This is a genomic window from Herbidospora sp. NBRC 101105 (assembly GCF_030269205.1).
GTDB classification, from domain to species: Bacteria; Actinomycetota; Actinomycetes; order Streptosporangiales; family Streptosporangiaceae; genus Herbidospora; species Herbidospora solisilvae.
In genome coordinates this window covers 1-25,504 of record NZ_BSSX01000008.1, presented here as the reverse complement: position 1 = coordinate 25,504, position 25,504 = coordinate 1, and the positions used below count along the sequence as shown (strand labels likewise).

21 protein-coding genes are annotated in these 25,504 nt (G+C 71.3%); 13 read left to right on the top strand and 8 right to left on the bottom strand.

The genetic code is table 11. The annotated features are described in order from the left end of the window. Window positions 1-159: 159 nt before the first annotated feature. Together QSK34_RS29780 and QSK34_RS29775 are read right to left on the bottom strand one after the other, a co-directional pair. Entirely contained in the window at window positions 160-891 is a 732-nt protein-coding gene (locus tag QSK34_RS29780; protein ID WP_285588893.1) for an SDR family oxidoreductase, read from the bottom strand. A gap of 11 nt (window positions 892-902) precedes the next feature. Next, a complete protein-coding gene (locus tag QSK34_RS29775) occupies window positions 903-2,039 on the bottom strand; it encodes an MFS transporter (protein WP_285588889.1) in 1,137 nt (378 codons plus the stop codon). A 52-nt stretch (window positions 2,040-2,091) separates the two neighbouring features. Between QSK34_RS29775 and QSK34_RS29770 the strand changes: the two genes are divergently transcribed. Continuing rightward, complete coding sequence (locus QSK34_RS29770; protein ID WP_285588887.1) at window positions 2,092-3,027, top strand: ROK family transcriptional regulator; 936 nt, start codon at window positions 2,092-2,094, stop codon at window positions 3,025-3,027. Here the strand turns inward: QSK34_RS29770 and QSK34_RS29765 are convergent. Both QSK34_RS29765 and QSK34_RS29760 read right to left on the bottom strand, forming a co-directional pair. Then, a complete protein-coding gene (locus tag QSK34_RS29765) occupies window positions 3,024-3,494 on the bottom strand; it encodes a TspO/MBR family protein (RefSeq protein ID WP_285588885.1) in 471 nt (156 codons plus the stop codon). The two genes, QSK34_RS29770 and QSK34_RS29765, sit on opposite strands and share 4 nt — an antisense overlap. Before the next feature lie 28 nt (window positions 3,495-3,522). Continuing rightward, a complete protein-coding gene (locus tag QSK34_RS29760) occupies window positions 3,523-4,155 on the bottom strand; it encodes a VC0807 family protein (protein WP_161481243.1) in 633 nt (210 codons plus the stop codon). A 290-nt stretch (window positions 4,156-4,445) separates the two neighbouring features. Here QSK34_RS29760 and QSK34_RS29755 point away from each other — a divergent pair, with 290 nt between their 5' ends. From QSK34_RS29755 to QSK34_RS29735, 5 genes are read left to right on the top strand one after another with little or no spacing between them, the layout of a single operon-like run. Then, a complete protein-coding gene (locus QSK34_RS29755) occupies window positions 4,446-6,773 on the top strand; it encodes a hypothetical protein (protein WP_285588881.1) in 2,328 nt (775 codons plus the stop codon). Further along, window positions 6,774-9,899 (top strand): Hsp70 family protein, encoded by a 3,126-nt coding sequence (locus QSK34_RS29750; protein WP_285588879.1) that lies wholly within the window; start codon window positions 6,774-6,776, stop codon window positions 9,897-9,899. After that, window positions 9,899-10,924 (top strand): hypothetical protein, encoded by a 1,026-nt coding sequence (locus QSK34_RS29745; protein ID WP_285588878.1) that lies wholly within the window; start codon window positions 9,899-9,901, stop codon window positions 10,922-10,924. Before QSK34_RS29750 ends, QSK34_RS29745 begins: the two co-directional genes overlap by 1 nt. Beyond that, a complete protein-coding gene (locus QSK34_RS29740; protein ID WP_285588876.1) occupies window positions 10,914-11,453 on the top strand; it encodes a hypothetical protein in 540 nt (179 codons plus the stop codon). Before QSK34_RS29745 ends, QSK34_RS29740 begins: the two co-directional genes overlap by 11 nt. After that, window positions 11,450-11,914, top strand: a complete 465-nt coding sequence (locus QSK34_RS29735) for a hypothetical protein (RefSeq protein WP_285588874.1) — start codon at window positions 11,450-11,452, stop codon at window positions 11,912-11,914. Before QSK34_RS29740 ends, QSK34_RS29735 begins: the two co-directional genes overlap by 4 nt. Here the strand turns inward: QSK34_RS29735 and leuE are convergent. Then, complete coding sequence (gene leuE / locus QSK34_RS29730; RefSeq protein ID WP_161481237.1) at window positions 11,911-12,546, bottom strand: leucine efflux protein LeuE; 636 nt, start codon at window positions 12,544-12,546, stop codon at window positions 11,911-11,913. The genes QSK34_RS29735 and leuE overlap by 4 nt on opposite strands. Before the next feature lie 58 nt (window positions 12,547-12,604). Here leuE and QSK34_RS29725 point away from each other — a divergent pair, with 58 nt between their 5' ends. Together QSK34_RS29725 and QSK34_RS29720 are read left to right on the top strand one after the other, a co-directional pair. Further along, window positions 12,605-12,733: a hypothetical protein gene (locus tag QSK34_RS29725; protein ID WP_269750632.1), complete on the top strand. Its 129-nt coding sequence runs from the start codon at window positions 12,605-12,607 to the stop codon at window positions 12,731-12,733. Continuing rightward, complete coding sequence (locus QSK34_RS29720) at window positions 12,730-13,824, top strand: YeiH family protein (RefSeq protein WP_285588870.1); 1,095 nt, start codon at window positions 12,730-12,732, stop codon at window positions 13,822-13,824. Before QSK34_RS29725 ends, QSK34_RS29720 begins: the two co-directional genes overlap by 4 nt. Before the next feature lie 72 nt (window positions 13,825-13,896). Here QSK34_RS29720 and QSK34_RS29715 read toward each other — a convergent pair whose 3' ends face one another. Together QSK34_RS29715 and QSK34_RS29710 are read right to left on the bottom strand one after the other, a co-directional pair. Next, window positions 13,897-15,456, bottom strand: coding sequence for an ABC transporter permease (locus tag QSK34_RS29715; protein ID WP_285588868.1), 1,560 nt, complete (start codon window positions 15,454-15,456; stop codon window positions 13,897-13,899). After that, a complete protein-coding gene (locus QSK34_RS29710; RefSeq protein WP_161481234.1) occupies window positions 15,453-16,334 on the bottom strand; it encodes an ABC transporter ATP-binding protein in 882 nt (293 codons plus the stop codon). The genes QSK34_RS29715 and QSK34_RS29710 overlap by 4 nt, the downstream gene beginning before the upstream one ends. A gap of 83 nt (window positions 16,335-16,417) precedes the next feature. Here QSK34_RS29710 and QSK34_RS29705 point away from each other — a divergent pair, with 83 nt between their 5' ends. The 5 genes from QSK34_RS29705 (at window position 16,418) to QSK34_RS29685 (ending at window position 23,790) form a co-directional block, all read left to right on the top strand. Next, entirely contained in the window at window positions 16,418-16,891 is a 474-nt protein-coding gene (locus tag QSK34_RS29705) for a GbsR/MarR family transcriptional regulator (RefSeq protein ID WP_161481233.1), read from the top strand. Window positions 16,892-17,125: 234 nt separating this feature from the next. Beyond that, window positions 17,126-18,745, top strand: a complete 1,620-nt coding sequence (locus QSK34_RS29700; protein WP_285588860.1) for a chitinase — start codon at window positions 17,126-17,128, stop codon at window positions 18,743-18,745. Continuing rightward, window positions 18,746-20,512 (top strand): chitinase, encoded by a 1,767-nt coding sequence (locus QSK34_RS29695; RefSeq protein ID WP_285588858.1) that lies wholly within the window; start codon window positions 18,746-18,748, stop codon window positions 20,510-20,512. A gap of 11 nt (window positions 20,513-20,523) precedes the next feature. After that, window positions 20,524-22,071 (top strand): cellulose binding domain-containing protein, encoded by a 1,548-nt coding sequence (locus QSK34_RS29690; protein ID WP_285588856.1) that lies wholly within the window; start codon window positions 20,524-20,526, stop codon window positions 22,069-22,071. A 294-nt stretch (window positions 22,072-22,365) separates the two neighbouring features. Next, the gene (locus QSK34_RS29685; protein ID WP_285588854.1) at window positions 22,366-23,790 is read left to right on the top strand and encodes a putative hexosyltransferase; all 1,425 of its coding nucleotides are present in this window, start codon (window positions 22,366-22,368) and stop codon (window positions 23,788-23,790) included. A 246-nt stretch (window positions 23,791-24,036) separates the two neighbouring features. Here the strand turns inward: QSK34_RS29685 and QSK34_RS29680 are convergent, their stop codons facing one another. Continuing rightward, window positions 24,037-25,086 carry an AI-2E family transporter gene (locus QSK34_RS29680; protein ID WP_285588853.1) on the bottom strand — a complete coding sequence of 350 codons (1,050 nt, stop codon included), beginning with the start codon at window positions 25,084-25,086 and terminating at the stop codon, window positions 24,037-24,039. Window positions 25,087-25,504 lie beyond the last annotated feature (418 nt).

Genomic DNA, 25,504 nt, shown 5'->3' with positions numbered 1-25,504 from the left:
CCGCGAAACGGCGTCCGGTTCGGGAACTCGTGGGAGATTTCCGCTGTCGTGCCTGACTGCTAACCGCAGCCTGGTTCAAACGGGAGGGAGATCCATCCGGGATCGCCCCTGAGATGCCGACCGGTCATCCCTGGGGCGACCCCGGGCGAATGCCGCATCTCAGCTCATGGTCTTGCCGCCGTTGACGGCGATGCGCTGCCCGGTGACGAACCGCGAGGCGTCGGAGGCGAAGAAGGCCACCGTGTCGGCCACATCGGCGGGTGTGCCCATGTGGGGGAGGGCGAGGCTGTTCCGGTACGTCTCGTAGTTCTCCGCCGCGACGGTGGCGTGGCGTTCGACCGGGATCCAGCCGGGCTCGACGGTGTTGACCGTGATCCCGTGGCGCCCGAGGGCGCGGGCCCACGACCGGGTCAGGCCGTGCATGGCCATCTTCGCGGAGACGTACTGGCTGAACTCGGGGTTGCCCAGGTCGGCGACCTCGCTGCCGATGTTGATGATCCGGCCGGTCCCGGCGGCCTTCATGGCGGGCAGCACCGCCTGCAGGATCAGCAGCGGCGCCTTGACGAAGAACCTGAGCTGGTCGAGGTGGTCGTCCCAGGTCAGGTCCTCGACGGGGATCTCCGGCTGTGGGCCGGTGGCGTTGTTGACCACGACCGCGACGGGCCCGGCGGCGGCCAGCGCCGCGGTGACCTGCTCCTCGGAGGTGACGTCGAAGCGGGAGATCTCGATCGAGTGGCCCTTGGCGCGCACCCGGTCGGCGACGGCGGTGGCCCCGGCCGTGTCGTGGGCGTAGTTCAGCACGACGTGCCACCCGTCGGCGGCGAGCCGTTCGGCGATGACGGCGCCGAGCCCGCGGCTGGCACCGGTGACGAGAGCGGTTCCGAGAGACAAGAGACTTCCTTTCACGCCGGGACGGGGACAGGTGCCGATACTCGTGGACGCAGCACCGGCGCCGCCAGGGCGATGGCCGCGACGGCCGCGGTGACCAGCAGGAACGAGACACGGGGGGAGAACGCGTCGGCGACCACGCCGAAGAGGGTGGGCCCGCCGAGCCCGGCGAACAGCGTCATCATGGCGATGCCGGAGACGCCCTCCCCGGGGGTGGGCGCGGCGTCGGCGGCGGCGCTGAACGACTGCGGCACGACGGTGGCCAGGCCGAGCCCGATCAGCGCGAACCCGAGGGCGGCCACCCAGGTCACCGGCGCGAACACGGCCAGCAGGCCCCCGGCGAGCGCGGTCACCGCACCGGCCCGGATGGTCGTCACGATCCCGAGCCGGACGATCACCGCGACCGAGCCGAGCCGCGAGAACGCCGAGGTGCAGGCGAAGGCGACGTAGGCCAGCGCCGCCGCCACGGCGTCGGCCCCGGTCACGTCGCGCACGTAGACGCCCGACCAGTTGACCACGGAGCTCTCGGCGAAGGAGGAGCAGAAGGCCACCAGCCCGATCGCGACCACCGGCCGGGACGGCAGGCCGAGCCGTCGTTCGGGGGCGGGCGCGGAGGGGCGTACCGGAAGGGACCGGGCCGACAGCAGGGCGGCGCCGGCCGTCACGACCGCGACGGTGGCCAGGTGGAGCGGCGCGGCGACCGCGAAGGAGGCGGCCAGGGCGCCGATACCGGCCCCGGCCAGCATGCCGACCGACCACATGCCGTGCAGCCGGGTCATGATCGGCTGACCCGCGGCCTTCTCGATGCCGGACGCCTCGGCGTTGACGGCGACGTTGGAGGTCCCGGCCATCGCCCCGTAGAGGGCGAGGGCCAGGCAGAGAACGGGGACACTGGGGGACAGGGCGGGCAGCCCGAGGGTGAGGCAGTAGATCGGGACGAGGATCGCGGTGGCGTCCCGCGCCCCGAAGCGGGCCAGCAGCGGCCCGGCGGCGAGCAGGCCGGCGACCGAGCCGCCCGCCGTGGCCAGCAGGACGAGACCGAGGGTGGTGGCCGACAGACCCAGGTGCTCCTGGATCCAGGGGATGCGCGTGGACCAGCTTCCCGCCACCATTCCGTGGCTGAGGAAGACCAGTGAGATCGCGCGACGCATGTCGTACTCCGTTGTCGAGGGGGTACGATCAAATTAACAGTTAGGCTTCCTGATGATTAAGGCGACCCCCCGCACCGCGCGGGCGATCAACGACCGGATGGCGCTCGACCTGCTGGTCGAGATGGGCCCCCTGACGGCCCCGCAACTGCGCGAGCTGACCGGCCTGTCCCGCCCGTCGGTCTCCGACCTGGTCGAACGGCTCCACGACGCCCGGCTGATCGAACCGGCCGGCGAGACCGGCGCCGACCGGCGCGGCCCCAACGCCCGCCTCTGGCGGGTCGCGGCGGCGCGTGCTCACGTGGTCGGCGTCGACGTGCGCCCGGGTCACGTGAGCGCGGTCTGCGCCGACCTGGCGGGCGAGACGGTCGGCGAGGTGGAACTGCGGGGCCGCCCCGGCATCGTGGCGGCCGTCCGGGCGGTGGCGCGCGGCCCGTTGCACACCGTCGTCGTCGGCGCCCCCGGCCACGGCTCCCGCGACGGCCACGCCGAACAGCGGGAACTGGGCGCCCGGGTGGTGATCGAGAACGAGGTCAACCTCGCGGCCATCGCCGAGCACCGCGCCGGGGCGGCGGTGGGCCGCGCCGACTTCGCCCTGTTGTGGCTCGACTCGGGCACGGGCGGCGCGCTGGTCCTCGACCACAAGCTGCGCCGGGGCGTCTCGGGCGCGGCGGGCGAGGTCGGCTTCCTCCCGCTGCGCGGCGGTGACCTGCACGACCTCGTCTTCGGCGCCCCCGTCGACGTGCTGGCCGAACGGGTCGCGCTGGGCGTCGCCGCGATCGTCGAGGTGGTCGACCCGGGCCTGGTCGTGCTGGGCGGCGGCGTGGGCCACCGGGGAGGGTCAGAGCTGGCGGTACGCGTCCAGCACGCCGTCGAGGAGATCTGCCCGGTCCCCGTGGAGGTCGCGGCGAGCACGGTCGCCGACAACCCGGTGCTGCTCGGGGCCACCCTGCTGGCCCTCGACGCGGCCAGGGACGAGACGTTCGGCTAGTTCGCCAGCCAGATCGACAGGTTGAGCGCGGCGGCGAAGGTCACCCAGAGCAGATAGGGCACCAGCAGCCAGCCCGCGACGCGGTGCCTGCGCAGGAACATCACAATGGTCACCACGATCGCCACCCACAACAGCGTGATGTCGGCGAACGCCGCCCCGAAGAGCCCCGCGCCGAAGAAGAGCGGCGTCCAGAGGGCGTTGAGCACGAGCTGGACGACGTAGGGGGTGAAGGACCGGTCGAGCCCGCGCGACTGCCAGACCAGCCAGCCGGAGATCGCGATCAGCGCGTAGAGGACCGTCCAGACCGGCCCGAACAACCACTGCGGCGGGGCCCACGACGGCAGGTCGAGCCGGGCGTAGACGGCCCCCGCGTTCGAGGCCGCGAGCCCGCCCGTCACCGCGACCAGGGCCACGACCAGCGCGAACACGAGGAGGGCGGGCCAGCGATACCGGGTCAGAGTGCTCATGGCGAACCCCTGCCCGCAGGAGCTCAGGTCAAGCGGCGGGCTCGGCGTGCATCCGGTGGAGCACCCGCTTGAACGCCCACACCGACCCCGCGAACGCCACCCCGGTGATCGCCGCGACGGCGGCGGTGCGAACCAGGAGGTAGCCCTCCAGGCTCTGGTGCAGCACCAGCCAGATGCTGACCGCCGAGTTGCACATCAGCACGAACGCCCACAGCAGGGTGATGCGGGCGAAGAACTGCCGCATCCGCTCGTGCTTCAGGATGAACGCCGGCAGGTGTATGTAGTCGAGCGTGAGCTTCTGGACCAGCGGCTTGTTGAGGCGCACCGAGGCCAGGAACGCCAGCGCGATGCAGACGGTGCCGATCTCCGGCTGGATGAAGTAGACCACCCAGTCGCCCGTCCACGCGCTGATCAGCCCGCGCGCCGTGACCGCGATGGCGGCCAGCAGCATGGTGCCGGGCACCGGGTGGCGGCGGATCAGCCGGTAGACGATGCCCAGGTACACCCAGGTGGTGACCGCGACCAGGCCGCCGATCAGGCCGAGGAGCGCGAAGAAGGTGTAGAAGACCACCATCGGCGCGACCACCCCTTCGAGCAGCCGCGGGATCGCCTGCCGGAACAGGGCGGTCAGCCTCGGCAGGGTGAATTGAGGGTGGTTCATGCTGCTCCTTCAGGCGTCGGAGCACCGACGCTAAAGCTTCCGCGCCTACCCCTGGGCTGGAGTGTGAAAACCAGTTTGGGAGGCCGTGGCCGATTCGTTACAGTACCCGACCCCTAGGGGTGGTCGGGCTTACCCCCTAAGGGACATCCGCTGAGTTAGAGGGATCTAACCCTCAGGACAACAGGGCGTTCTCGGCCCTTTATCCGGCTTGTCCCTGATGCCGGAAAGGTGGCCGCTCCGCTGAGGTTGACGTAGCCGCAGCCAGGAGGGACCACGTGACGGTCGAGCACATGAGACAGGACATCCGCACGGGGGAGGAGTACGCCGCCGGCGTCCGCCGCCTGCTGGAGAACCCCGATCTGCCCGACGAGCTCGGCCCGGCCGTGGCCCGCGCCCGCGACCAGGCGGGCCGGCTGCACGACGCCACCCGGCGCCCCTACCAGCTCGGCGTGCTCGGCGAGTTCAGCGCCGGCAAGACGATGTTCATCGCCTCGCTGCTCGGCCTGGAGGGCCTGCTCATCGGCGACCAGCCCACGACGGGCAACGTCACCGCCTACTGGGTGCGCCAGGGACCCTCCGGCGCCCGCACCGTCATCACCGGCCGGCACGCGAGCTACCTGACGGAGACCGCCGCCGCCCAGCGCCGCGAGTCGATCGGGCAGGAGCTGCACGCCGCCGGCCGCACCCTGTCCGGCCCGGCCGCCGCCGGGTTCGAGCAGGCCGTCTGGGAGGCCGCCGCCCGCGACGGCGACGGCCAGGCTCTGCTCCGCTGGCACCGGACGTACGCCGACCAGGCCCCCAACCAGGTCCGCCGCCTGTCGGCCCAGCTCGTGGCCATCGCGCTGGCCGTCCGGGAGTTCGGCAGCCGGCTCGGCGCGCGGCCGGGCGTCTCGCAGGCCGAGGCGGACGACCTGCTGCTGATCTCCGAGCGGCGGCCGGTCTCCGAGCCCGACCCCTTCTGGATCGTCGACCACATCGCGGTGACCGTCGAGGTCGCCCCCGAGGTGCTCGACCTCGACCGGCTGCTCGGCGACGCGTCGTGGAACCACGAGGTCTCCAAGGACCGCATGGTGGTCTACGACTTCCCCGGCTTCCTCAACGACATCTCCGGCGAGCGCGACCTGACGCTCACCAGGACGCTGCTGCCCGACATGGACACCGTGATCGCCCTGCTCAAGGGCGGCAACCCCGACGGCATGGCCTCCGACGAGCTGACCTCCCTGCTCCGCGAGGTCTATCCCGCCGACCGGCGCGGGCGGGTGCTGGTGGGGGTGGGCAACCTCGGCGACGTCCAGGACATCAGGCGGTTCGAGACGGCGGCGCTGCGCCAGGCGCAGTCCGACGACGAGGTGCTCGACCAGGTGCCGACCCTGCGCAAGCTGCTCGACACCGCAGGACGGCTCAACCCCGACGACGACCCCTTCTTCTACTCAGGGCTGGTGGCCCTCGACCACATGGGTCTCTCAGGGTCGCTCGACAACCGGGTCGGGGAGGCGGTCAGGGTCGTCGCGGCCGTCGGGTCGGTCGCCGCCGGGTTGCCGCAGTCGAGCCGGTTGCGGACCCTGCTGACCGAGGCCGCCCGCGACGGCGGCAAGGAGCTGGTCCTGAACCGGCTGGCCGACCGGCTGGCCGGCTACGGCCTCACCGCCCGCCACAGCCGGGTCATGAAGGAGCGCGCCGCCCTCGACCTGGCCGAAGGCGACCTGGAGGCCGCGCTCGACCAGGCCTCCCGGACCGTCTTCGCCTCGGCCGGCGCGGAGGCGGAGAACCTGGTGAACCAGGTCAAGACCGTGCTGAGCAGCCTCAAGGCCGACCTGCCGCCGCTGCTGGCCGAGACGCTCGGCGGCGGCAACCCCTCCCTGATGGACGAGATCCGCGCCGACCTCATCGCCCGCGTCTTCGCCTGGCCCCAGTGGTGGGCGATCATGTCCACGGCGACCGGCACCGAACTGCGGGCCGGGCCCGAGTCGACCGAGGAGTTCGTCGGCCCCTTCACCACGGTCTGCCACGAGGTCTACGCGACCTCCCGGAACCTGGCGCTGGTCCGCTGGGAGCAGGCGGTGCTGGCCAAGGCGCAGACCCTCGTCACCGACGACCTGCGCCGCCGGCTCGCCGCCGTGGACCTGCCCGACCAGGAGCGCGAGACGCTGGCCGCGCTGATCCGGCCCGCCGAGTGGCGCGGCATCCTGACCAACGCCGCCGCCGACCTGCCCCGCCCCGACACCGGCGGCGTCGAGCACGCCTTCCCGATGCGCCGCCCCCACCGGTTCGCCTGGTCGATCCCCCACGACGACCGGCCCGCCGAAGACGCCTGGTTCGTGCACCAGCTGCACCCCGTCCACGTGATCCGGCTCCGCCAGCAGGTCGTCGACGCCGCCGACATGGTGGTGCGGGGCTGGCTCGACGCCCTGCGCCCGCTGGCCGACGCCCAGATCAGATCGGGCCTGGAGACCCTGGAGGACATCCTGGAGCAGATCCGCGCCGACGTCGTCCGCCGCCCCGCGCAGGCCAAGGGCGCCCCGCTGCTGGAGGAGCTGCGCAAACTCCGCGCCGCCTACCCCAGTGGCGGCGTCGGCCTCGGGTTCGCCCGGTTCGCCGACTGGAAGCGGGGCGCGTAGATGGAGCTCTACCTCGCCGGCCCCGACGGCGGCCGCGTGACCGAGGTCCGGGTGCCCGGACCGCTGCCCCTCCCGATCGTCGTCCCCGAGCGGGACGCCGTCATCAGGGAGATCACCGTCGAACCCGCCGGGGCGCTCGCCACCCGCTGGACGCCTCGGGTGCCGCCCGGCGGCCTGAGCGTGCGGGGCGGCAGCGCCTGGCGGCTGCTCGGACCGGTGTCGGCCGAGCCCTCGGACGCGCCCGCCGAACCGGCCGTCCTCACCTGGACCATCACCTACGAATACGAGGGCGGAAACCGCCGCATGGCAGAGAGCCGCGTCACCGTCACCCCCGAGTCCCGCCCCGACCTCGACGCCAACAGCGGCTGGATCGCCCTGGACTACGGCACGAGCACGACCTCGATCACCCTGTTCGACCAGCGCCGCCAGCACGCCCTGATCGGCTTCCCGCCCTCCCAGCGGGAGGTGCTGCGCCGGGAGCTGACCCTGCGCTTCGACGGGCACGCCGGGTTCGGGCTCGACGGCCAGAGCTGGCAGCGTTTCCTGGCCGCCACCGGGAGCACCCTGGCGGCCGCCGGAGGGACCGCCGACCCGCTCCAGGCGGCCAGGGCCGTGCTCGACAACGACACCTCCACCAGCGGCGCGGGGCTCTACCGGCTGTTGCTGACGATGGAGCGCCAGGCCGCCCAGGTGCGGCAGCCGATCGTGTCCCAGGCGCTCCAGGGTCTCTACCGCGCGGCCTTCGACGTGCCGCCGATCCGGGAGCAGCGGATGATCAGGATCCCGCTGCACGCGGGGGAGGAGACGATCGACAGCGAGATCGCCGTCCACGGGCTCGACCCGCTGACCGTCAGCATGGCGGCCGACGGGCGCCGGTCCGGCGGATCGGCCGAGCCGCTGGCGCCGGAGGTCCGGTCGCAACGCAGCCTCAAGCAGTTCATCGGCTCCTCCCGGTCGCTGCCGGGCCTGCCGGCGGGCCACCCGGTGACGCCCGACGACGTGATCGCCGCCGCCTGGGCGGGCCTGATGACCGAGAAGGTCGCCAAGTACTGCCACGACCATCCCGACGAGGTGTCGACCAAGCCGATCACCCACGCGGTCGTGACCTATCCGACGGTGTCGCCGCCGCGCATCCGGCAGGACGTCGAACGCCTGGCCCGCCGCATCGGCATGCGCCAGGTCGTGACCGCCTACGACGAGGCGACCGCCGCCGCGATGTTCTACCTGATGCGCGACTTCGGCGGCGACCAGGCGGTCGGCATCGAGGCGTTCCGGGCGCACACCCGGCGGGTGGGCGACAAGCAGTGGCACCGCAACATCCTGGTCGTCGACATCGGCGGCGGCACCACCGACATCGCGCTGCTCGGCATCACCCTGTTCGACCAGACCGTCTACGGGACCGGCCGCGACGAGCGGGTCCAGGGCCGCTACTACGCGCTGCGGCCCGCCGTGCTGGCGAAGGCGGGCCGGGCCCAGCTCGGTGGCGACCGCATCACGCTGGGCGTCTTCAAGCACCTGAAGGCGCTGCTGGCCGACGCGGTGCTGACCCGCTCGCCCCGGCTGGTGCGCGAGGAGTACCCCGGCTACCTGACCGGCGGCGTCTACAATCCCGGCTCGCTGCTGGCCCCGGCCGCCGGCTCCGACGCCGAGCAGCGCAGGGCCGACCTGATCGAGAAGGTGGTGCCGACCCGCTGGGCGAGCGCCGCCGGTGACCGGCACGCCGCCGAGGAGCGGTTCCGGCGCCTGTGGAGCCAGGCCGACCTGGCCAAACGCCAGCAGTCCACGCACGAGGGCGACTACGTGGTCCGCCGGGTGCCCGAGCTGCTCCAGCTGGAGGGCCGGGCCCGCGAGATCACCGAGCCCGCCGAGGTGGTCATCAAGCAGGAGGAGATCAACCGCATCATCGAGGAGGTGGTCAGGGACGCCTTCGCCATCGCCCTCAGCGTGGTCAAGCGGCGGCTGGGCCGCGACGCGAAGGGCGTGCCCGACGTCCTGGACAAGGTCGTCATCTCCGGCGGCACGTCGGCGCTGCCGCAGGTGCGCCGGGTCCTCCTGGAGACGTTCGCGCAGGCCGGCGACCACGTGAACTGGAACCCCCTCGACGTCGTGTACGACCCCGTCTTCGCCAAGACCGGCACCTCCATCGGCGCCTGCTGGGCCGAACACGTGCGGCAGAAGGGCTACGCCAGCGCCTCCCAGGCGACCCAGCGGGTGCGGCGCGGCCTGACGGAGCTCTACATCGACGTGGACAACCTGTTCCACGCGCTGCCCAACACCCTCGTCTTCGACGCCACCGGCGGGCAGCTGTTCCCGATCTTCCAGGTCGGCGAGCGGTTCGACCGCATCCAGGTCGACGGCGAGATCGAGGGCCGCCGCCGCCACGGCGACTGGATCCCCGTGCCGCAGGACATGGCGATCTACCGCCAGCCGTTCGCGGTCGAGGAGGAGCGCAGCCTGTGGAGCCACCTGAGCACGCACGGCCTGCTCGACGGGCGGGTGCCCGCCGAACAGCAGGCCGACTGGTACCGCCAGGTCATGGTGACCTTCGAGGTGAACGAGCGGGAACTGGTCACCGCCCACTTCTGCCACCAGTCCGGTCCCGTGTACGCCCCCCGCTTCGGCTCCGCCCCGGCCACCCGCGGCCTGGTGGCCAAGGACGAGGCGGGCCGCTTCGTGCTCCAGCGGGACATCGTGGTCAACCCGTACACGGCGGGCGGCCTGGCCTCGGCCCCGCAGCCGATCTTCGCGGCCGGGACGGTGCTGACCGAGCGCCTGCTGACCGACAACGGCCGCCACGCCGCCGGTCTGATCGGCCGGCCGCTGCCCAAGGACGTGCCCGGCGACGGGCTCTGGACCTTCTACACGCCCGTGCCCGGCCGTCCCGACGCCCTGACCCAGATCGGCGAGTCCGTACGCGCCCCCAAGGCGGGGCTGCTCGGCGCCGACATGGTGCCCGTGCTCGACTCCGAGGGCAGGCTGACCGTGGAGCCCGGGTACGTGCGCTTCCGGGAGGCGCGGTCCCCGGCCGACGTGGTCGCCGACCCCGGGTCGGTGTTCAGCGTCGCGATGACGCCGGGCGACCCCGACGTCGACGAGAAGCTCAACCCGTTCACCGGCGGCCACTGATGGCGCTGGAGGAGACGCTGCGCGTGGTCCTGGCCCAGGCCGGGACCGCCCCCGCCATGCTGACCCGGGGTTTCCTGACCGGGCTGCGCGCGGCGCTCGACGATCTCCCGGCCGGCCCCGGGACGGCGGAACTGGCCGCCGACCTCGCCGCCCTGCTGACGGTCCCGGTGGCGGAGCGGCCGGTCGCGGTGACGAGCACCCCGCTGCGGGAGGACCTGCGCGACCTGGCCGAGCGGATGGCGCCCGGCTCGACCACGCCCGAGCAGGACGCGGGCGCGTTGTGGACCGCCGTCCACCTCGACGCGCTGCGGTTGCCCCGGCGGGAGGCCGACCTGGTGCGCCGGGCCGCCGAGGAGGCCGCCGTGCGGTCCGGGGCCCGGCTCGGCAGCCCCGGGGCGGCGGTCACCCTGCCCGGGCCCAAGGACGAGCGCCTGATCCCGTCGCTGAAGGTCGACGGGCGTGTGGTCGCGCCCGGCCTGGCGGTCTCCACCGCCGGCGCGCCGACGGCCACCGGCCCGGTCCCGGCCGAGCTGGCCGCCTTCGCGGCGATGGTGCCGGTGCTGGCCGGGCTCGACCCCGCGCTGCACCACTGCCTCCAGGCGCTGGAGTTCTCCGGCCTGCGCGGGCTGGCCGAACCGGCCGTCCGGACCGGCTACGTCGGGCACCTGAACAGCCGCCTTGCGGAGGTCGCCGCCCGGCGGAGGCACTCGGGCCCGTGGCTGGAGTCGGTGGTCCGCCTGCACGAGGCGCTCTGCTCGGTGGTGCACCTGCCGCCCGCGCCGGAGGACTCCTGGTGGGGCGAGTGGCGGGCCGCCTGCAACGACGCCCTGTCGGACGCGGCGCTCGACTCGGGCGCGGGCACGGTCAAGTTCCCGCCCGGCCGCTACCGGGCGGCCGACGACCTGACCCGCCACGACATCGCCGTCCACTACCCGGACCGGCCCGGCCAGGTGCTGGCGTGCGTGCGGGCGTGGTCGAGCGTGCACGGCGTCGAGACCCCGGGGCGGGTCGTCTATGCCAGCTGACCTGGTCGCCTGGCCGTCGGACGACGACTACGTCCGGGCGCTGAGCGGCACGGCGGAGTTCGGCGCGGGGGAGCTGCGCGGCGCCTGGGTGGCCATGGACGGCGCGGCCCGGCCGCGCAGCTTCCGCTGGCCGGGCGGGATCGGGTTCGAGGTGAGCGCCGAGAGCGAACTCGTGCTGCTCTGCTTCACCTCGGCGGCGGCCTCCGACCGCTGCCACCGGCTGGCGGCCGAGGGCGGCGGGGCGCTGCACTGGCACCACCGCGGCATCGCGATCGACGGGCGGTGGATCCCGGTCGCCACCCACGACCGGGACGCCTTCGATCCCCGGACGGACTTCTGGGCCGAACCCGCCGAGGACACCCGGGAGCTGCGCATCCCGCGCATCCCGACGGCCACCACGGTCGAACCGGCCGCGCCGTCGCCTCCGCCGGTGGTGCCCCGGCCCGCCCTGCCGGTGTGGCTGGTGCCGGTCGTGGCCGTGATGGTCGCCCTGGCGATGGCCGGGCTCGTGCTCGTGTCGCTGGCATGACGCGCGCCCGCGTGCTCGTCGCGCTCGTCTGCGTGCTGGCCGCCCTCGTCGTCGCCCAGACGCTGGTCGCCCGCGCCAAGGTGGCCGGGCTGCGCGACACGATCGAGGTCTACCAGACCAAGGGGACCGTCTCCGCCGCCACCCTGTCCGGCGCGACCGTCCGCGAGAGGATCGTGTTCGACCTGGCGAACACCCGCTGCGCCGGCCCGGCCGGGTGCCCGCCGGCGAAGCGGGTCACCGTCGAGCCGTGCGACGGCGGCCTCTGCGTCTCGTACGACGGGTCCCGCCGGAAGAAGGTCGACGGTTGCCGGACGTTCTCCTTCACCCCGACCCGGGCCGCCTTCGACCCGGGAGCGGGGCGGTGGTTCGTGACCGAGTTCGACGCCCGCCTGGAGACGAAGGGCGGCGGCTCCTGCGGGACGGTCAAGGCGGTCTGGGAGGTGTCGGGGCGGCCGGTCTAGAGGCTCGTCGTCGCCAGCTTCGCCCCGAAGCCCACGAACACCGCGCCCACACCGGTCGTCAGCCCCGCCGACAACACCCTGCGCCGCCGGAACTGCCCGGCCAGGAACGTCCCGCCGAAGATCAGCGCCGACAGGTAGAGCACCGAGAACACCTGCAGGATCGCGCCCAGGATCAGGAACGACAGGGCCGGGGCCGCGTAGGTGTGGTCGACGAACTGGATGAAGAACGACACGAAGAACAGGATCGCCTTGGGGTTCAGCAGGCTGATGATCAGCGCCTTGCGGAACGGGTCGGGGGAGAGCGCGGGCGTCTCGACCTCGCCGGTGACGGACCGGTTCCGCCACGCGCCCCAGATCATCGAGAGCCCGATGTAGGCGAGGTAGGCGGCGCCCGCGTACTTCACGACCGTGAAGACCAGCTCGTTGGACATGAGCAGCGAGGCCGCGCCCGCCGCCGAGGCGAACATGAGCACCGAGTCGCCGATGAAGACGCCGGCCGCCGCGCGGTAGGCGTCGCGGACGCCGCGCTGGGCGGCGGTGGAGAGCACGAACAGGGAGTTCGGGCCGGGGAGGAGGACGATCAGGAACGCGCCGATGACATAGGTCCATATGTCGGTGATGCCGAAGAACACGCGGTCACGATACTCCCCGATGCTTTACCTATAATTCCTATATGTTTAGTATGAAATCATGACCGAACCCCCCACTCGGCAGGAGAGCCGGACCCAGTTCAACGAGGACTGGGCCGCCACCGTCATCGGGCTCGTCCTGCTCGTGCTCGTCATCGTCGGCGTCATACCGCCGGGGCTGATCCCATGACCCAGACCCGGCCCCAGACCGAGGCCCGGAGCACCGGGCTCCATGTCGTCCTCGGCGTCGTCGTCGTGCTGGTGCTCGGCGCGGCCACCCGGTTCCTGGAGAAGAACGTCCCCGTCTGGTTCGAGGGCGACGTCGCCAAGGCCGTCGAATATCCCGTCTACGCCATCGTCCTCGGCCTCATCGGCAACGCGATCCTCACCGCCACCGGGTGGCGGGAGCGGCTCGAGGGCGGCTTCCGGACCGAGTTCTTCATCAAGACCGGGCTCGTGCTGCTCGGGGCGTCCATCAATCTCAAGGTGATCGTCACCGCCGCCGGGCCCGCCATCATTCAGGGCATCCTGCTCATCTCCAGCGTGTTCCTCTTCACCTGGTGGCTCGCGGGGCGGCTCGGGCTCGACGACAAGCTGCGCGCGTTGTTGTCGGCCGCGGTGTCGATCTGCGGGGTGAGCGCGGCCATCGCGGCGGCGGGGGCCGTACAGGCACGGAAGGAGCAGCTCGCCTACACGGCCAGCCTGGTGATCGCGTTCGCGCTGCCGTCGATCTTCCTGGTGCCGTGGCTGGCCTCGGTGTTCGGGCTGACCGACGAGGTCGCGGGGGCCTGGATCGGCGGCAACATCGACACCACCGCAGCCGTGACCGCGGCCGGCGCGCTGGTCGGCGAGGACGCCCTCGCGGTGGCCTCGATCGTCAAGGTCACCCAGAACGCGCTGATCGGGATCGTGGTGATCGCGCTGACCGCGTGGTTCGCCTTCCGGGTCGAGCGGGCCCCGGGCGCCAGGGCGCCGGGCATCGGGGAGTTCTGGACCCGGTTCCCGAAGTTCGTGCTCGGGTTCGTGGCCGCCTCGGTGATCGCCACCTGGTATCTCGGCACGGTCTCCAGCGCTGAGGGCAAGGAGGTCATCGCGGTCGCCAACGATCTGCGGGTGTGGTTCCTGATCCTGGCCTTCGTCAGCATCGGCCTGGAGTTCAAGGTCAGCTCGCTCCGCGAGGCCGGCTGGCGGCCGGTCGCCGTGTTCGCCTCGGCCGCGGTGCTCAACCTGGTGCTCGCGCTCGGGCTGGCGCTGCTGCTCTTCAGCGGCTTCACCGTGTGATGTAGGTCACAACCGGTTGGAACGTGCCTGAGGGTGACGCCCCTTGTTCGGGGCGTCACCCTGCCGGTAGCTTCACACCCCGACGTCGCGGCGGCGGAAGCCCCACAGGCCCGCCGCCGTCAGGGCCACGGCCACCAGGGCGAGCACGACCAGCGGAAGCGCGGTCACCTCGCCGCCGGGGAGGCGGGGCGTGTGGGTGAACGGCGACAGGTCGAGTACGGCCTCGCTGAGCTGGAGCAGTGCGCCGATCTGTCCCAGCAGCAGGCAGATCGCCAGGATCCCCCACGCCACCGCCGACAACCGGGGCAGCAGGCCGAACAGGGCGACCGTCAGGCCCGTCAGGGTGGCCGCCGCCGGAGCCTGCGCCAGCGCCGCGCCGATCAGCCTCGGGACCTGGCCCATGTCGCCGACGTCCGCGCCGAAGCTGAGCCCGAGACCCACGCCGATCATGAACAGTGCCACGACCGGGCCGAGCACCGCGAAGACGACGTGACCGAGCGCCCACGGCACCCGCGCGGTCGCGGTGGCCAGCACCGGTTCGGCCCGCATCGCGCTCTCCTCGGCGCGCATCCGCGACGCCGCCTGGATCCCGTACGCGGCGGCGGCGATCGCCGCGATGCCGAACAGGGTGGCGATGAACGTGTCGGTGAGCGAGGCCCCGCCGCCCAGGCGGGCGAACAGCTCGGCCAGCTCCGCGTTGTCGCGGAACGCCTCGGCCGCGCCCGAGGCGGCGCCGCCGAAGGCCAGCCCGAAGACCAGGAAGCCGGTGCTCCAGCCGATCAGCAGCCCCCCCTGCAGCCGCCACGCCAGGGCGAACGGGCCGGTCAGCGAGGTCGAACCGGCCGGGCCGAGCCGCGCCGGCAGCAGCCCGGCGCCCACGTCGCGGCGGACCGACAACCATCCGGCCGCCACGGCCAGCACCAGCGCCAGGCCGAGCGAGGCCAGCAGGGGCCGCCAGTCGTCGCCCGCGAACGCCTTGGTGTACTGGCTCCACGCCAGCGGCGAGGCCCACGACAGATCCGAGCCGGTCGCGTCGCCGGCCGCCCTGACCAGGTAGGCCACGCCGAGCGCGGCCAGCGCCAGCCCGCGTGCCGGTCCGGCGTTCTCGGTGAGCTGCGCGGCCACCGCGCCGACGGCGGCGAACACGATCCCGGCCGACGCCACCGACATGCCCAGCAGCAGCGAACCGCCCGAGAAGCCCATGAAGGCCGCCGTCAGCAGGCCGATCACCAGGTCGGCGCCGGCCGCCACGATCAGCGCGGCGGCGAGCGGGGCGTGCCGTCCGACGACGGTCGCGGCGACCAGTTCGCGCCGCCCGGCGTCCTCCTCGGCGCGGGTGTGCCGGATCACCACCAGCACGTTGATGAGCGCGACGATCAGCAGGGTCAGCCCGGCCCGCTGGGTGGCCAGCGCCTCGACGCTGTGGCCGTAGACCGGGCCCAGCATCGCCTCGATCGACGGGATGCCCGCCGTGGTGCGCGCGTAGAGCAGGCGCGACTCCTCGGTGGGGGTGAGCTCGGCGAAGCTGGCCGCGTACACGGCCGGGAGGGCGGCCAGGATCAGCACCCACAGGGGGAGGAGCACCCGGTCGCGCCGCAGGATCAGGCGGATCAGGTGCCGGACGCCGGTCATCGTGCCGCCCCCTGGTAGTGGCGCATGAAGAGCTCTTCGAGGGTGGGCGGCTGGGAGGTGAGGCTGCGGATCCCGGCCGTCGTGAGGTGCTTGAGCGTCTCGTCGAGCCGGTCGGTGTCGACCTCGAAGCGCACGCGGGTGCCGTCGACGACCAGGTCGTGCACGCCGGGGATCGACGTGAGGGGGGTGGCCAGGTCGGCGCTGATCGACGTGCGGGTCAGGTGGCGCAGGTCGGTCAGGGTGCCGCTCTCGACGGTCTGACCGTTCCTGATGATGCTCACCCGGTCGCAGAGCTGCTCGACCTCGGCCAGGATGTGGCTCGACAGCAGGACCGTGCGGCCCGACGTCTTCTCCTCGGCGACGCACTCCCGGAAGACCTCCTCCATCAGGGGGTCCAGGCCCGAGGTGGGCTCGTCGAGGATGAGCAGCTCCACGTCCGAGGCGAGCGCCGCGACCAGGGCGACCTTCTGCCGGTTGCCCTTGGAGTAGGCGCGGCCCTTCTTGCGCGGGTCGAGGTCGAAGCGCTCCAGCAGTTCGGCGCGGCGCTTGGGGTTCAGCCCGCCGCGCAGCCGGCCGAGCAGGTCGATGACCTCTCCGCCCGACAGGTTCGGCCACAGGGTGACGTCCCCGGGCACGTAGGCGAGGCGGCGGTGGAGCGCGGTGGCGTCCTTCCACGGGTCGCCGCCCAGCAGGCGGGCCGACCCGGAGTCGGCGCGCAGCAGCCCGAGGAGGACACGGATCGTGGTCGACTTCCCCGATCCGTTCGGGCCCAGAAAACCGTGCACCTCCCCGGTCCTGACCGTGAGGTCGAGTCCGTTGAGCGCGTGCGTCCGGCCGAAGGTTTTGTGGAGGCCGGACACCAGGATGGCGTTTTCCATGGTTCGGACCGTACGCTCGTTTCACAAATTTGTGAAATCCATGACGCGTATGAAACGCGTATATATTTTGGTGGGGAGGGTGGATGCGAGACGAGGAACAGGTGCGGATGGCCACCGAGCGGATGGCCATGGTGTTCACGAGCTGGGGTTTCCCGCGCATGGCCGCACGGGTGCTGATGACGGTGATGACCGCCGACGAAGACGCGCTCACGGCCGGCCAGATCGGTGAGCGCCTGGCGGTGAGCCCGGCGGCGGTGTCGGGCGCGGTGCGTTACCTGATGCAGGTGGCGATGCTGGAGAAGGAGCCGCAACTCGGCTCCCGCAGCGATGTCTACCGGCTGCCGGACAACCCCTGGTACGAGGCGACGGCCCTGAAGAACGACCTCTTCATCACGCTGGCCAACATGGCCGAGGAGGTCGCGCTGGCGCTGGGCGAGGACACCCCGGCCGCCCGCCGGGTCCAGACGATGAACGAATACTTCAAGTTCATCCACGAGGCCCTGCCGAAGCTGATCGACCTCTGGCGGGAGTACAAGGTGGAACACGGCCTTGACTGACCCTGTGACTGACAGGGTGGACTGACACCTTTTGACATAGACCGCCTCGGGGTTCCGGGGCGGTTTCGTCATGTTTCACCGGATAACGGGATGGGCCTTGTGACGGGGGGATCGGCGGGCTACGATCCCCACAACTCTTAGGAAACTTTACTAAAAGAAGCTCCCACTCACAGCGTCAAGTCACCGGACGCATCCACAGCCTGTCCTCCCACCCCCCTCACCCGAGGTTGTGACATGCAACGTAGGTATGTCTGGCGAACGCTGACGGCGGTCTTCTCGCTCGCGCTCGCCTTCGTCGTGATCCCCTTCGCCGCGAGCCCGGCCAGCGCCGCCGCGACCGCGACCTTCACCAAGACCTCCTCGTGGGGGTCGGCGTTCGAGGGCAAATACGTCATCACCAACAGCGGCCCCACCGTGGTCAACGGCTGGTCGCTCGCCTTCGACCTGCCCGTCGGCGGCGCGGTCAGCTCCCAGTGGGACGCCACCCTCACCCGCAACGGCCAGCGCTTCACCTTCGGAAACGTCGGCTGGAACGGCACCATCCCGGTCGGCGGCTCGGTGAGCTTCGGCTTCATCGCCAGCCCCGGCGGCGCGACCCCGGCCAACTGCACCATCAACGGCGTGTCCTGCGGCGGCGGCACCAACCCCTCGCCCTCTCCGTCGCCCTCGCCGTCGCCGCAGCCGGGCGTGCCCGGCAAGCCGGGCACCCCGTCGGTCACCGGCACCACCGGCTCGTCGATCTCGCTGAGCTGGGGCGCCTCGTCGGGCACCGTCACCGGCTACCGCGTGTACGAGGGCGCCACCCAGCGGGCGCAGGTCACCGGCACCAGCGCCACCGTCTCGGGGCTGGCGGCGTGCACCGCGAAGACGTACACGGTCAAGGCCTACAACGCGCAGGGTGAGTCGGTCGCCAGCGACGCCGTGAGCGGCTCGACCACCGGCTGCCCGATCGGGCCGCTGCCCAAGCACTTCCTCACCGGCTACTGGCACAACTTCGTCAACCCCGCCACCGAGCTGAAGCTCTCGGCGGTGCCGAACGAGTACGACCTGATCGCCGTCGCGTTCGCCGAGGCCACCAGCACCCCCGGCCAGGTCACCTTCGCCCTCGACCCGGGTCTGGCCACCGCCGTCGGCGGCTACACCGAGGCCCAGTTCAAGGCCGACATCCAGGCCCTGAAGGCACGCGGCAAGAAGGTCATCATCTCGGTCGGCGGCGAGACCGGCCGCGTCCAGGTCGCCAGCAGCGCCGCCGCGGCCCAGTTCGCCGACTCGGTCTACTCGGTGATGCAGAACTACGGCTTCGACGGCGTCGACATCGACCTGGAGAACGGCCTCAACGCCCAGTGGATGGGCGAGGCCCTGCGCCAGCTCCGCAGCCGCGTCGGCTCGTCGCTGATCATCACGATGGCGCCGCAGACGATCGACATGCAGTCGACCGGCATGGAGTACTTCAAGCTGGCCCTGGCCATCAAGGACATCCTGACGGTCGTCCACATGCAGTACTACAACTCCGGCTCGATGCTCGGCTGCGACCAGGCCTTCGCCTACGGGCAGGGCTCGATCAACTTCCTGACCGCCCTCGCCTGCATCCAGCTCGAGAACGGCCTGCGCGACGACCAGGTCGCCCTCGGCCTCCCGGCCGGCCCCGGCGCGGCCGGCGGCGGCGTGGTCGCCCCCTCGATGGTCAACCAGGCCCTCACGTGCCTGGCGACCCGGACCAACTGCGGCAGCTTCGTGCCGCCGCGCGCCTACCCGGGCATCCGGGGCGCGATGACCTGGTCGATCAACTGGGACGCCAGCAACAACTGGAACTTCTCCCGGACCGTCCGCCCCCACCTGAACACCCTGCCGTAGATGAAGATCCGCAGCCTCATAGCAGCCGCGGCCCTCGTGCTGGGCGGCGCCTTCGTGGCGTCGCCCGCCCAGGCCGCCAACATCGCCACCAACCCCGGCTTCGAGTCGGGCCTGACCGGCTGGACCTGCTCCTCGGGCGCCCAGGCCGTCACCACCCCCGTCCGTTCGGGCTCCGGGGCCCTCGCCGCCACCCCGGCGGGCAGCGACTTCGCCCGGTGCTCCCAGACCGTGACCGTCCAGCCGAACACCGCCTACACGCTCTCGGCGTGGGTGCGCGGCCCCTACGTCTTCCTCGGCGCGATCGGGTTCTCCGAGACCTGGGCCGCCCCCGGGGCGTCCTGGGCCCAGCTCACCCGGACCTTCACCACCGGCGCCTCCCAGACCTCCGTGACGATCTACCTGAACGGCTGGTACGGCCAGGGCACCTACTACGCCGACGACGTCGTGCTCGACGGTCCCGGCGGCAACCCGCCGGGGCCGCAGCCTCCGGCGGCGCCGGTCCTGTCGCTCAGCCAGACCACCACCGACGTGAACCTGTCGTGGCCCGCCGTCTCGGGCGCCACGGGATACCGCGTCTACCGAGGTGGCTCGCTCATCGCCTCACCGACCGGCACGACATACACCGACCGGCCCGCCGCCGGGACCTACGGCTACCAGGTCAGCGCGGTCAACGCCGCCGGTGAGTCGGCGAGGTCGAACACGGTCACCGCCGTCGTCGGCAGTGTGCCGCCGCCGCCCACCGGCCTGCCCAAGCGGGTCATGGTCGGCTACCTGCACGCCTCGTTCGCCAACGGCTCCGGCTACACGCGGATGGCCGACGTGCCCAACGAGTGGGACGTCATCAACCTGTCGTTCGGCGAGCCGACCTCGGTCACCTCGGGCGACATCCGCTTCACCCAGTGCCCGGTCGCCGAGTGCCCCAACGTGGAGACCGAGGCGCAGTTCATCGCCGCCATCCGGGCCAAGCAGCAGGCCGGCAAGAAGGTGCTGATCTCGATCGGCGGCCAGAACGGCCAGGTGCAGCTCACGACCACGGCCGCGCGCGACAAGTTCGTCCAGTCGGTCGGCGCCATCATCGACAAGTACGGCCTCGACGGTCTCGACATCGACTTCGAGGGCCACAGCCTGTCGCTGAACGCCGGTGACACCGACTTCCGCAACCCGACCACCCCCGTGATCGTCAACCTGATCGCGGCGCTGCGCTCGCTGAAGGCCCGTTACGGGAGCCGTTTCATCCTGACCATGGCTCCGGAGACGTTCTTCGTCCAGCTCGGCTACCAGTTCTACGGCTCGGGCCAGTGGGGCGGCGCCGACCCGCGCGCGGCCGCCTACCTCCCGGTCATCCACGCGATGCGGAACGACCTGACCCTGCTCCACGTGCAGGACTACAACTCCGGGCCGATCATGGGCCTGGACAACCAGTACCACACGATGGGCGGCCACGACTTCCACGTCGCGATGACCGACATGCTGCTCGCCGGGTTCCCGATCCAGGGCAACACGAACAACGTCTTCCCCGCGCTGCGGCAGGACCAGGTCGCCATCGGCCTGCCGTCCTCCCCGCAGGCCGGCAACGGCTTCACCACCGTGGCCGAGGTGCAGAAGGCGTTCGACTGCCTGGCCAAGGGCGTCAACTGCGGCCCCTACCGGCCGCGCGGCGTCTACCCGAACCTCCGGGGTCTGATGACCTGGTCGATCAACTGGGACCGGTTCAACAACTTCGAGTTCTCCCGCAGCCACCGCTCCTACCTCAACGCGCTCGGATAGGACGTGTTCCGATGAAACGCTTACGCGTGCTCCTCGCGGCCTCCATCGCCTTCGCGGGTGTCCTCGTCGCCACCCCCGCCCACGCCGCCCCCGCCACCGCCGTCTTCACCAAGACCTCCGAATGGGGGTCCGGCTTCGAGGGCAAGTACGTCATCACCAACGGCACCACCTCGACCATCAACGGCTGGTCGGTCGCCTTCGACCTGCCCTCGGGCGGCAACGTCAGCTCCCAGTGGGACGCCGTGCTCTCCCGCAGCGGCCAGCGCTTCACCCTCAGCAACGTCGGCTGGAACGGCTCCATCCCGCCCGGCGGCACCGCCAGCTTCGGCTTCATCGCCTCACCCGGCTCGGCCGTGCCCGCCAACTGCACCCTGAACGGCGCGCCCTGCGCCGGCGGCCCGACCAACCCGCCGGGCACCCCGGGCACCCCCGGCACCCCGACGGTGACCGGTACGACCGGCTCGTCGATCTCGCTCTCGTGGGGCGCGTCCTCGGGCACGGTCGTGGGCTATCGCGTGTACGAGGGCTCGACCCAGCGCGCGCAGGTCACCGGCACCTCGGCGACCATCTCCGGGATCGCGGCGTGCACCTCCAAGACCTATGTCGTGAGGGCGTACAACAACGTGGGTGAATCGTCCTCGTCCGGCTCGGTCACCGGCTCCACGACGGGCTGCCCGACCGGCGGCGCGCGCATGCCCGGCGCGCCCTACCTCTACATGGGCTGGGGCGACCCGCCCGCGCCCGCCTCGGTGATGGCGGCGACCGGGGTGAAGTCGTTCACGATGGCCTTCATCCTGTCGTCCGGCGGCTGCAACCCGGCCTGGGACGGCAACCGCCCGCTCACCAACGCGGCCGACATCAACGCCATCAACGCGATCAAGGCGGCCGGCGGGTCGATCCAGGTCTCGTTCGGCGGCTGGTCGGGCAACAAGCTCGGGCCGAACTGCTCGACGCCGCAGGCCTACGCGCAGGCCGTCCAGACAGTGATCAACGCCACGGGGCCGGCCGTGGTCGACTTCGACATCGAGAACACCGACGAGTTCGAGAACTACACCGTCCAGGACCGCATCCTGAACGGCCTCAAGATCGTCAAGCAGAACAACCCGAACATCAAGATCGCGGTCACCTTCGGGACGTCCACGAGCGGCCCCACCTCCCACGGCGTGCGCCTGATCAACCAGGCGAGGGCCCTGGCGGTGCCGATCGACAACTTCACGATCATGACGTTCGACTTCGGCAGCTCGAACATCCAGCAGGACACGATCAACGCGTCCGAGGGCCTGAAGAACGTACTGAAGTCGGCGTACGGCTACACCGACGCACAGGCCTACGCGAAGATGGGCATCTCGGGCATGGTCGGCCTCTCCGACCAGCTGGAGACCACCACCCCCGCGGCCTGGACGGCGATCCGCGACTACGCCGTCCAGCGCGGCCTGACCCGCTTCGCGACCTGGTCGGTCAACCGCGACCGCCCCTGCCCGGGTGGCGGCGTGGTGTCGAACTGCTCCGGCATCAGCCAGTCGAACTGGGACTTCACCAGAATCACCGCGGGCTTCTGAGCCGCCTCGGAGGCTGAAGGCGGTGCCGTACCCATGCCGGGACGCCGGGGTGCGGCACCGCCTTCTTCATGTCGTCCTTCATGTCGTCCCTCATGTCGTCACGGTGCGAGGCGGGAGCGGGGGCCGGCGCCGGACGCGGCGCGGGCCGGGAGCGGCGGGCGGGGCCGGGGTGGGCGGAGCCGTAACGGAAGCCGGTTCTGTCCCGGAGTGCGGCGCGGGACGAGCCGACGGCGGGATCGCCAGTCTGTCGCGGGGCCCTCCTATGTCACGGGGAATGGCTAAGGTTGGCGCGTCATGGACTACGCAATCCCCACGGGAATCCTTCTCGTCACCGGTGTCGTGCTCGCGGTCCTCGCCCAGCGGAGGGGGTGGCAACCCTCTCTCCTGGCGATCCTCGGCGTCGGCGTCGTGGTCCGGGTGCTGATCATGGTGTTCTCCGCCGCCGACTCGTGGCAGCCGATCGACTTCGTGAACAGCTTCCGCCCGGCCGGTGAGGCGATCCTCGAAGGGCGCAACCCGGTCAACAGCGGATGGCACTTCCTGCCCGCGATCCCCTATGTCTACGGGTCGCTGATGTGGCTGGGCATCCCGTGGGAGATCGCCGGACGGCTCGTCACCGTCGTCGCCGACCTGGCGCTGATCCCGCTCGTCGGCAGGCTGGCGGGCGGCGGGCAGCAGCGGCTCCGCGCCTTCCAGTACGCCTGCAACCCCCTCGCGGTCCTGGTCGCGTCGGTCCACGGGCAGGTCGAACCCGTTTCGCTGGTGTTCGCCGTGGCCGCCTACGTGGTGGCGCGGGGGCCGGGGGAGTTCCGGGGGAGCGAGCCGCTGCTCGACCGGCCCGACCGGATGGTGCGCAGCCTCCTCACGCGCGACGCCGCCGGGGTGACCCGCCGCGCCGTCTACGCCGGTCTGCTCATGGGGCTGGCGCTGTGCGCCAAGAGCTGGCCCGTGATCCTGGTGCCGGGCATGTTGATGTTCCTGCCGGGGGTGCGGGCGCGGATCGTGTCGGGGCTGGCGGTGGCCGTGCCGCCCATCCTCGTGCTGCTGACCATGCCGCTCGGCGGCTGGGTGCGCTGGGACCAGCTCGTCGACGTGCTCAAGGAGATCAGCCTGCGGCCGAGCGACGTGCGGCCGATCACCGGCGACTGGGGCTGGACGGCCGTGATCAACGGCGGCAACTGGGACCTCACGCCGTGGAAGCTCGTCGTCGGCCAGTACATGATCTACGCCGTGGCCGCGTTCTGCCTGTGGTGGTGGCGCAAGGCCGACCCGATCGACGTGTCGATCGCGATCCTGCTGGGCTTCATGGTCGTGACGCCGCGCCTGGGCGCGCAGTATCTGCTCTGGTTCATGCCGTTCCTGGTCGCCCGCCCCACCAAGTGGGCCTGGCCGGCGATCATCGGCAGTTCGTTGTGGGCCGCGACCGGCTATCTGGTGCTGACCCAGTTCCGCGGCCAGGACTGGGGTGCCCTGCACGCGCCGTGGGCGATCAGCTCGATCGTCCTGTTCCCGCTGCTCATCGCCGCGATGCCGTGGGCCCGCCGGTCATTCGACGATCAGGCGGACCAGGTGCCCGTGACTCTTGAACCCGGGCGGGTCGCCGTCGAGCACCCCCGTGACGCAGTCGAAGACCCGGGGCTCGCTCTGCCGGACGAAGAAGACCGGCTCGGCGACGGCCGTGAGAAGTCCGACAGCGGCGCGGTGCAGCGCGACACCTGACAGCTCCTCTTGGAGCGTCAGCGTCAGCTCGTACACCCCGTCGTCGAGGAGCCGGTCACGCACGATCCGCCACCGGTCGCCGCACGCCTTCCTCAGGTGCGGCAGCAGGTGGACCTCCGGCTCCTCGGTCACCCAGCCGTCGCGGCGCATCGACGCCAGGAGGGTCTGGACCTGCGGATCCATCGCCGTGCCGTCGGCGATCCCGGTCTGCCGCTCATCGATGTCCCATCTGCGCACGCGGTGACCCTATGCCGGGGTACGCCCCTGCGGGGGCGCTTCCCCGGAAACCAGCGCCCGGGCGAACCGGGCGGAAGGATCGCTGTCGATGACCAGCGCCCGCACCAGCAGGGAGAGCGGAATCGCCAGCAGCGCCCCCAGCGGCCCGATCACGAAGGCCCACACGATCAGCGACACCATCGTCATCGTGGTCGACAACCCGACGGCGTCGCCGAGGAACTTCGGCTGTACGAACGACTGCACCACCACGTTGATCACGATGTAGGCGAGGATCACCAGCAACATCGTCGAGAACCCCCCGTCCAGCAGCGCGAGCAGCGCCGGCGGCAGCAGCCCGAGGATGAAGCCGATGTTCGGCACATAGTTCGTGATCAGCGCGAGGATGCCCCAGAGCAGCGGCAGCGGCACGCTGAGGACGATCAGCGCGATCACGTCGAGCACCGCGCAGATGATCCCGAACACGGTGGAGACCAGCAGATAACGCCGGATCCGCGACGCGAAGGTGGTCAGCGCCGTGTGCAGCTCGGGCCGCTCGACCTTGGCGACCCGCAGGATCCGGGTGAACGCCGGCGCGTCGAGGTTCATCGTCAGCGACAACACCACGATCAGGAACAGCGCCGACCCGGCCCCCAGCGCCCCCGCGAGCAACCCCTGCGCGACCGGCAGCAACCGGCTGGGATCAAAGGAGTTGATCGCCTTGTCGATCTGGTCGGCCCCCAACCCGATCGCGGCCGCGAAGGCCCGCGCCTCCGCCGCCAGCGCGGCGAACTTGTCGGTGTACGTGGGCGCGATCGTCGCCAGCTGCGTCGCCGCCACCGCGACGATCGCCAGCATCCCGGCGAGCACCAGCAGCACGACGAGAAAGGGAACCGCCACCTGAAGCCAGGTCGGCGCGCCCTTCCTCTCCAGCAGCCCCCTGATGGGCGCCACCGCCACGACGAGCACCAGCGCCAGCATCACCGGACCGGCGATCGATCCCACGGCCTGGATTCCGGCCAGTGTCACGACCGCCGCCGCAGCGGTCAGCAGGACGACCAGTGCGCGCGGCAGCTCGATCATGAGCGGTTCCTACCCCGCTGACCGGCGGAGATCCACTGTTGGCGATCAACTGACCGAGCCATGACCTCGTGGCCGTGCGGAAGCACTCCGGTGAGCTGTTAATCTTTAACTCGTCGACCTGGTTCGGCAAACTCCACTCAACAAGATCCGGAAATCCGGTCGATTTGACATCGCCTGGAACCTGGCTAAGTTGGAGGGGTTGCTCTTCAGCAGGAACCGCAAGAAAGTGCCGAGTTTGACACTAGCGGGAAACGCTGAAAAGATAAAGGCACAACAGCAAGAAAAAAGAACAAAGCAAGTCCGTTTCTTGAGAACTCAACAGTGTGCTAAAAGCCAGTGCATGATGCACAACCCCGTCATTTGATGACGGATTCCTTTGGTTGACATTCATGTGAATGTTGGCCAGGAAAATTCTCTG

Excerpts from the sequence above, each read along its gene's own strand:
- QSK34_RS29705 (WP_161481233.1), top strand. The coding sequence starts at position 16,418 with ATGCGAGACGAGGAACAGGTGCGGATGGCCACCGAGCGGATGGCCATG.
- QSK34_RS29695 (WP_285588858.1), top strand. The coding sequence starts at position 18,746 with ATGAAGATCCGCAGCCTCATAGCAGCCGCGGCCCTCGTGCTGGGCGGC.
- QSK34_RS29740 (WP_285588876.1), top strand. The coding sequence starts at position 10,914 with ATGCCAGCTGACCTGGTCGCCTGGCCGTCGGACGACGACTACGTCCGG.
- QSK34_RS29685 (WP_285588854.1), top strand. The coding sequence starts at position 22,366 with ATGGACTACGCAATCCCCACGGGAATCCTTCTCGTCACCGGTGTCGTG.
- QSK34_RS29760 (WP_161481243.1), bottom strand. The coding sequence starts at position 4,155 with ATGAACCACCCTCAATTCACCCTGCCGAGGCTGACCGCCCTGTTCCGG.
- QSK34_RS29750 (WP_285588879.1), top strand. The coding sequence starts at position 6,774 with ATGGAGCTCTACCTCGCCGGCCCCGACGGCGGCCGCGTGACCGAGGTC.
- QSK34_RS29715 (WP_285588868.1), bottom strand. The coding sequence starts at position 15,456 with ATGACCGGCGTCCGGCACCTGATCCGCCTGATCCTGCGGCGCGACCGG.
- QSK34_RS29745 (WP_285588878.1), top strand. The coding sequence starts at position 9,899 with ATGGCGCTGGAGGAGACGCTGCGCGTGGTCCTGGCCCAGGCCGGGACC.
- QSK34_RS29770 (WP_285588887.1), top strand. The coding sequence starts at position 2,092 with ATGATTAAGGCGACCCCCCGCACCGCGCGGGCGATCAACGACCGGATG.
- QSK34_RS29680 (WP_285588853.1), bottom strand. The coding sequence starts at position 25,086 with ATGATCGAGCTGCCGCGCGCACTGGTCGTCCTGCTGACCGCTGCGGCG.
- QSK34_RS29700 (WP_285588860.1), top strand. The coding sequence starts at position 17,126 with ATGCAACGTAGGTATGTCTGGCGAACGCTGACGGCGGTCTTCTCGCTC.
- QSK34_RS29720 (WP_285588870.1), top strand. The coding sequence starts at position 12,730 with ATGACCCAGACCCGGCCCCAGACCGAGGCCCGGAGCACCGGGCTCCAT.
- QSK34_RS29765 (WP_285588885.1), bottom strand. The coding sequence starts at position 3,494 with ATGAGCACTCTGACCCGGTATCGCTGGCCCGCCCTCCTCGTGTTCGCG.
- QSK34_RS29725 (WP_269750632.1), top strand. The coding sequence starts at position 12,605 with ATGACCGAACCCCCCACTCGGCAGGAGAGCCGGACCCAGTTCAACGAG.
- QSK34_RS29710 (WP_161481234.1), bottom strand. The coding sequence starts at position 16,334 with ATGGAAAACGCCATCCTGGTGTCCGGCCTCCACAAAACCTTCGGCCGG.
- QSK34_RS29775 (WP_285588889.1), bottom strand. The coding sequence starts at position 2,039 with ATGCGTCGCGCGATCTCACTGGTCTTCCTCAGCCACGGAATGGTGGCG.
- QSK34_RS29735 (WP_285588874.1), top strand. The coding sequence starts at position 11,450 with ATGACGCGCGCCCGCGTGCTCGTCGCGCTCGTCTGCGTGCTGGCCGCC.
- QSK34_RS29690 (WP_285588856.1), top strand. The coding sequence starts at position 20,524 with ATGAAACGCTTACGCGTGCTCCTCGCGGCCTCCATCGCCTTCGCGGGT.
- QSK34_RS29755 (WP_285588881.1), top strand. The coding sequence starts at position 4,446 with ATGAGACAGGACATCCGCACGGGGGAGGAGTACGCCGCCGGCGTCCGC.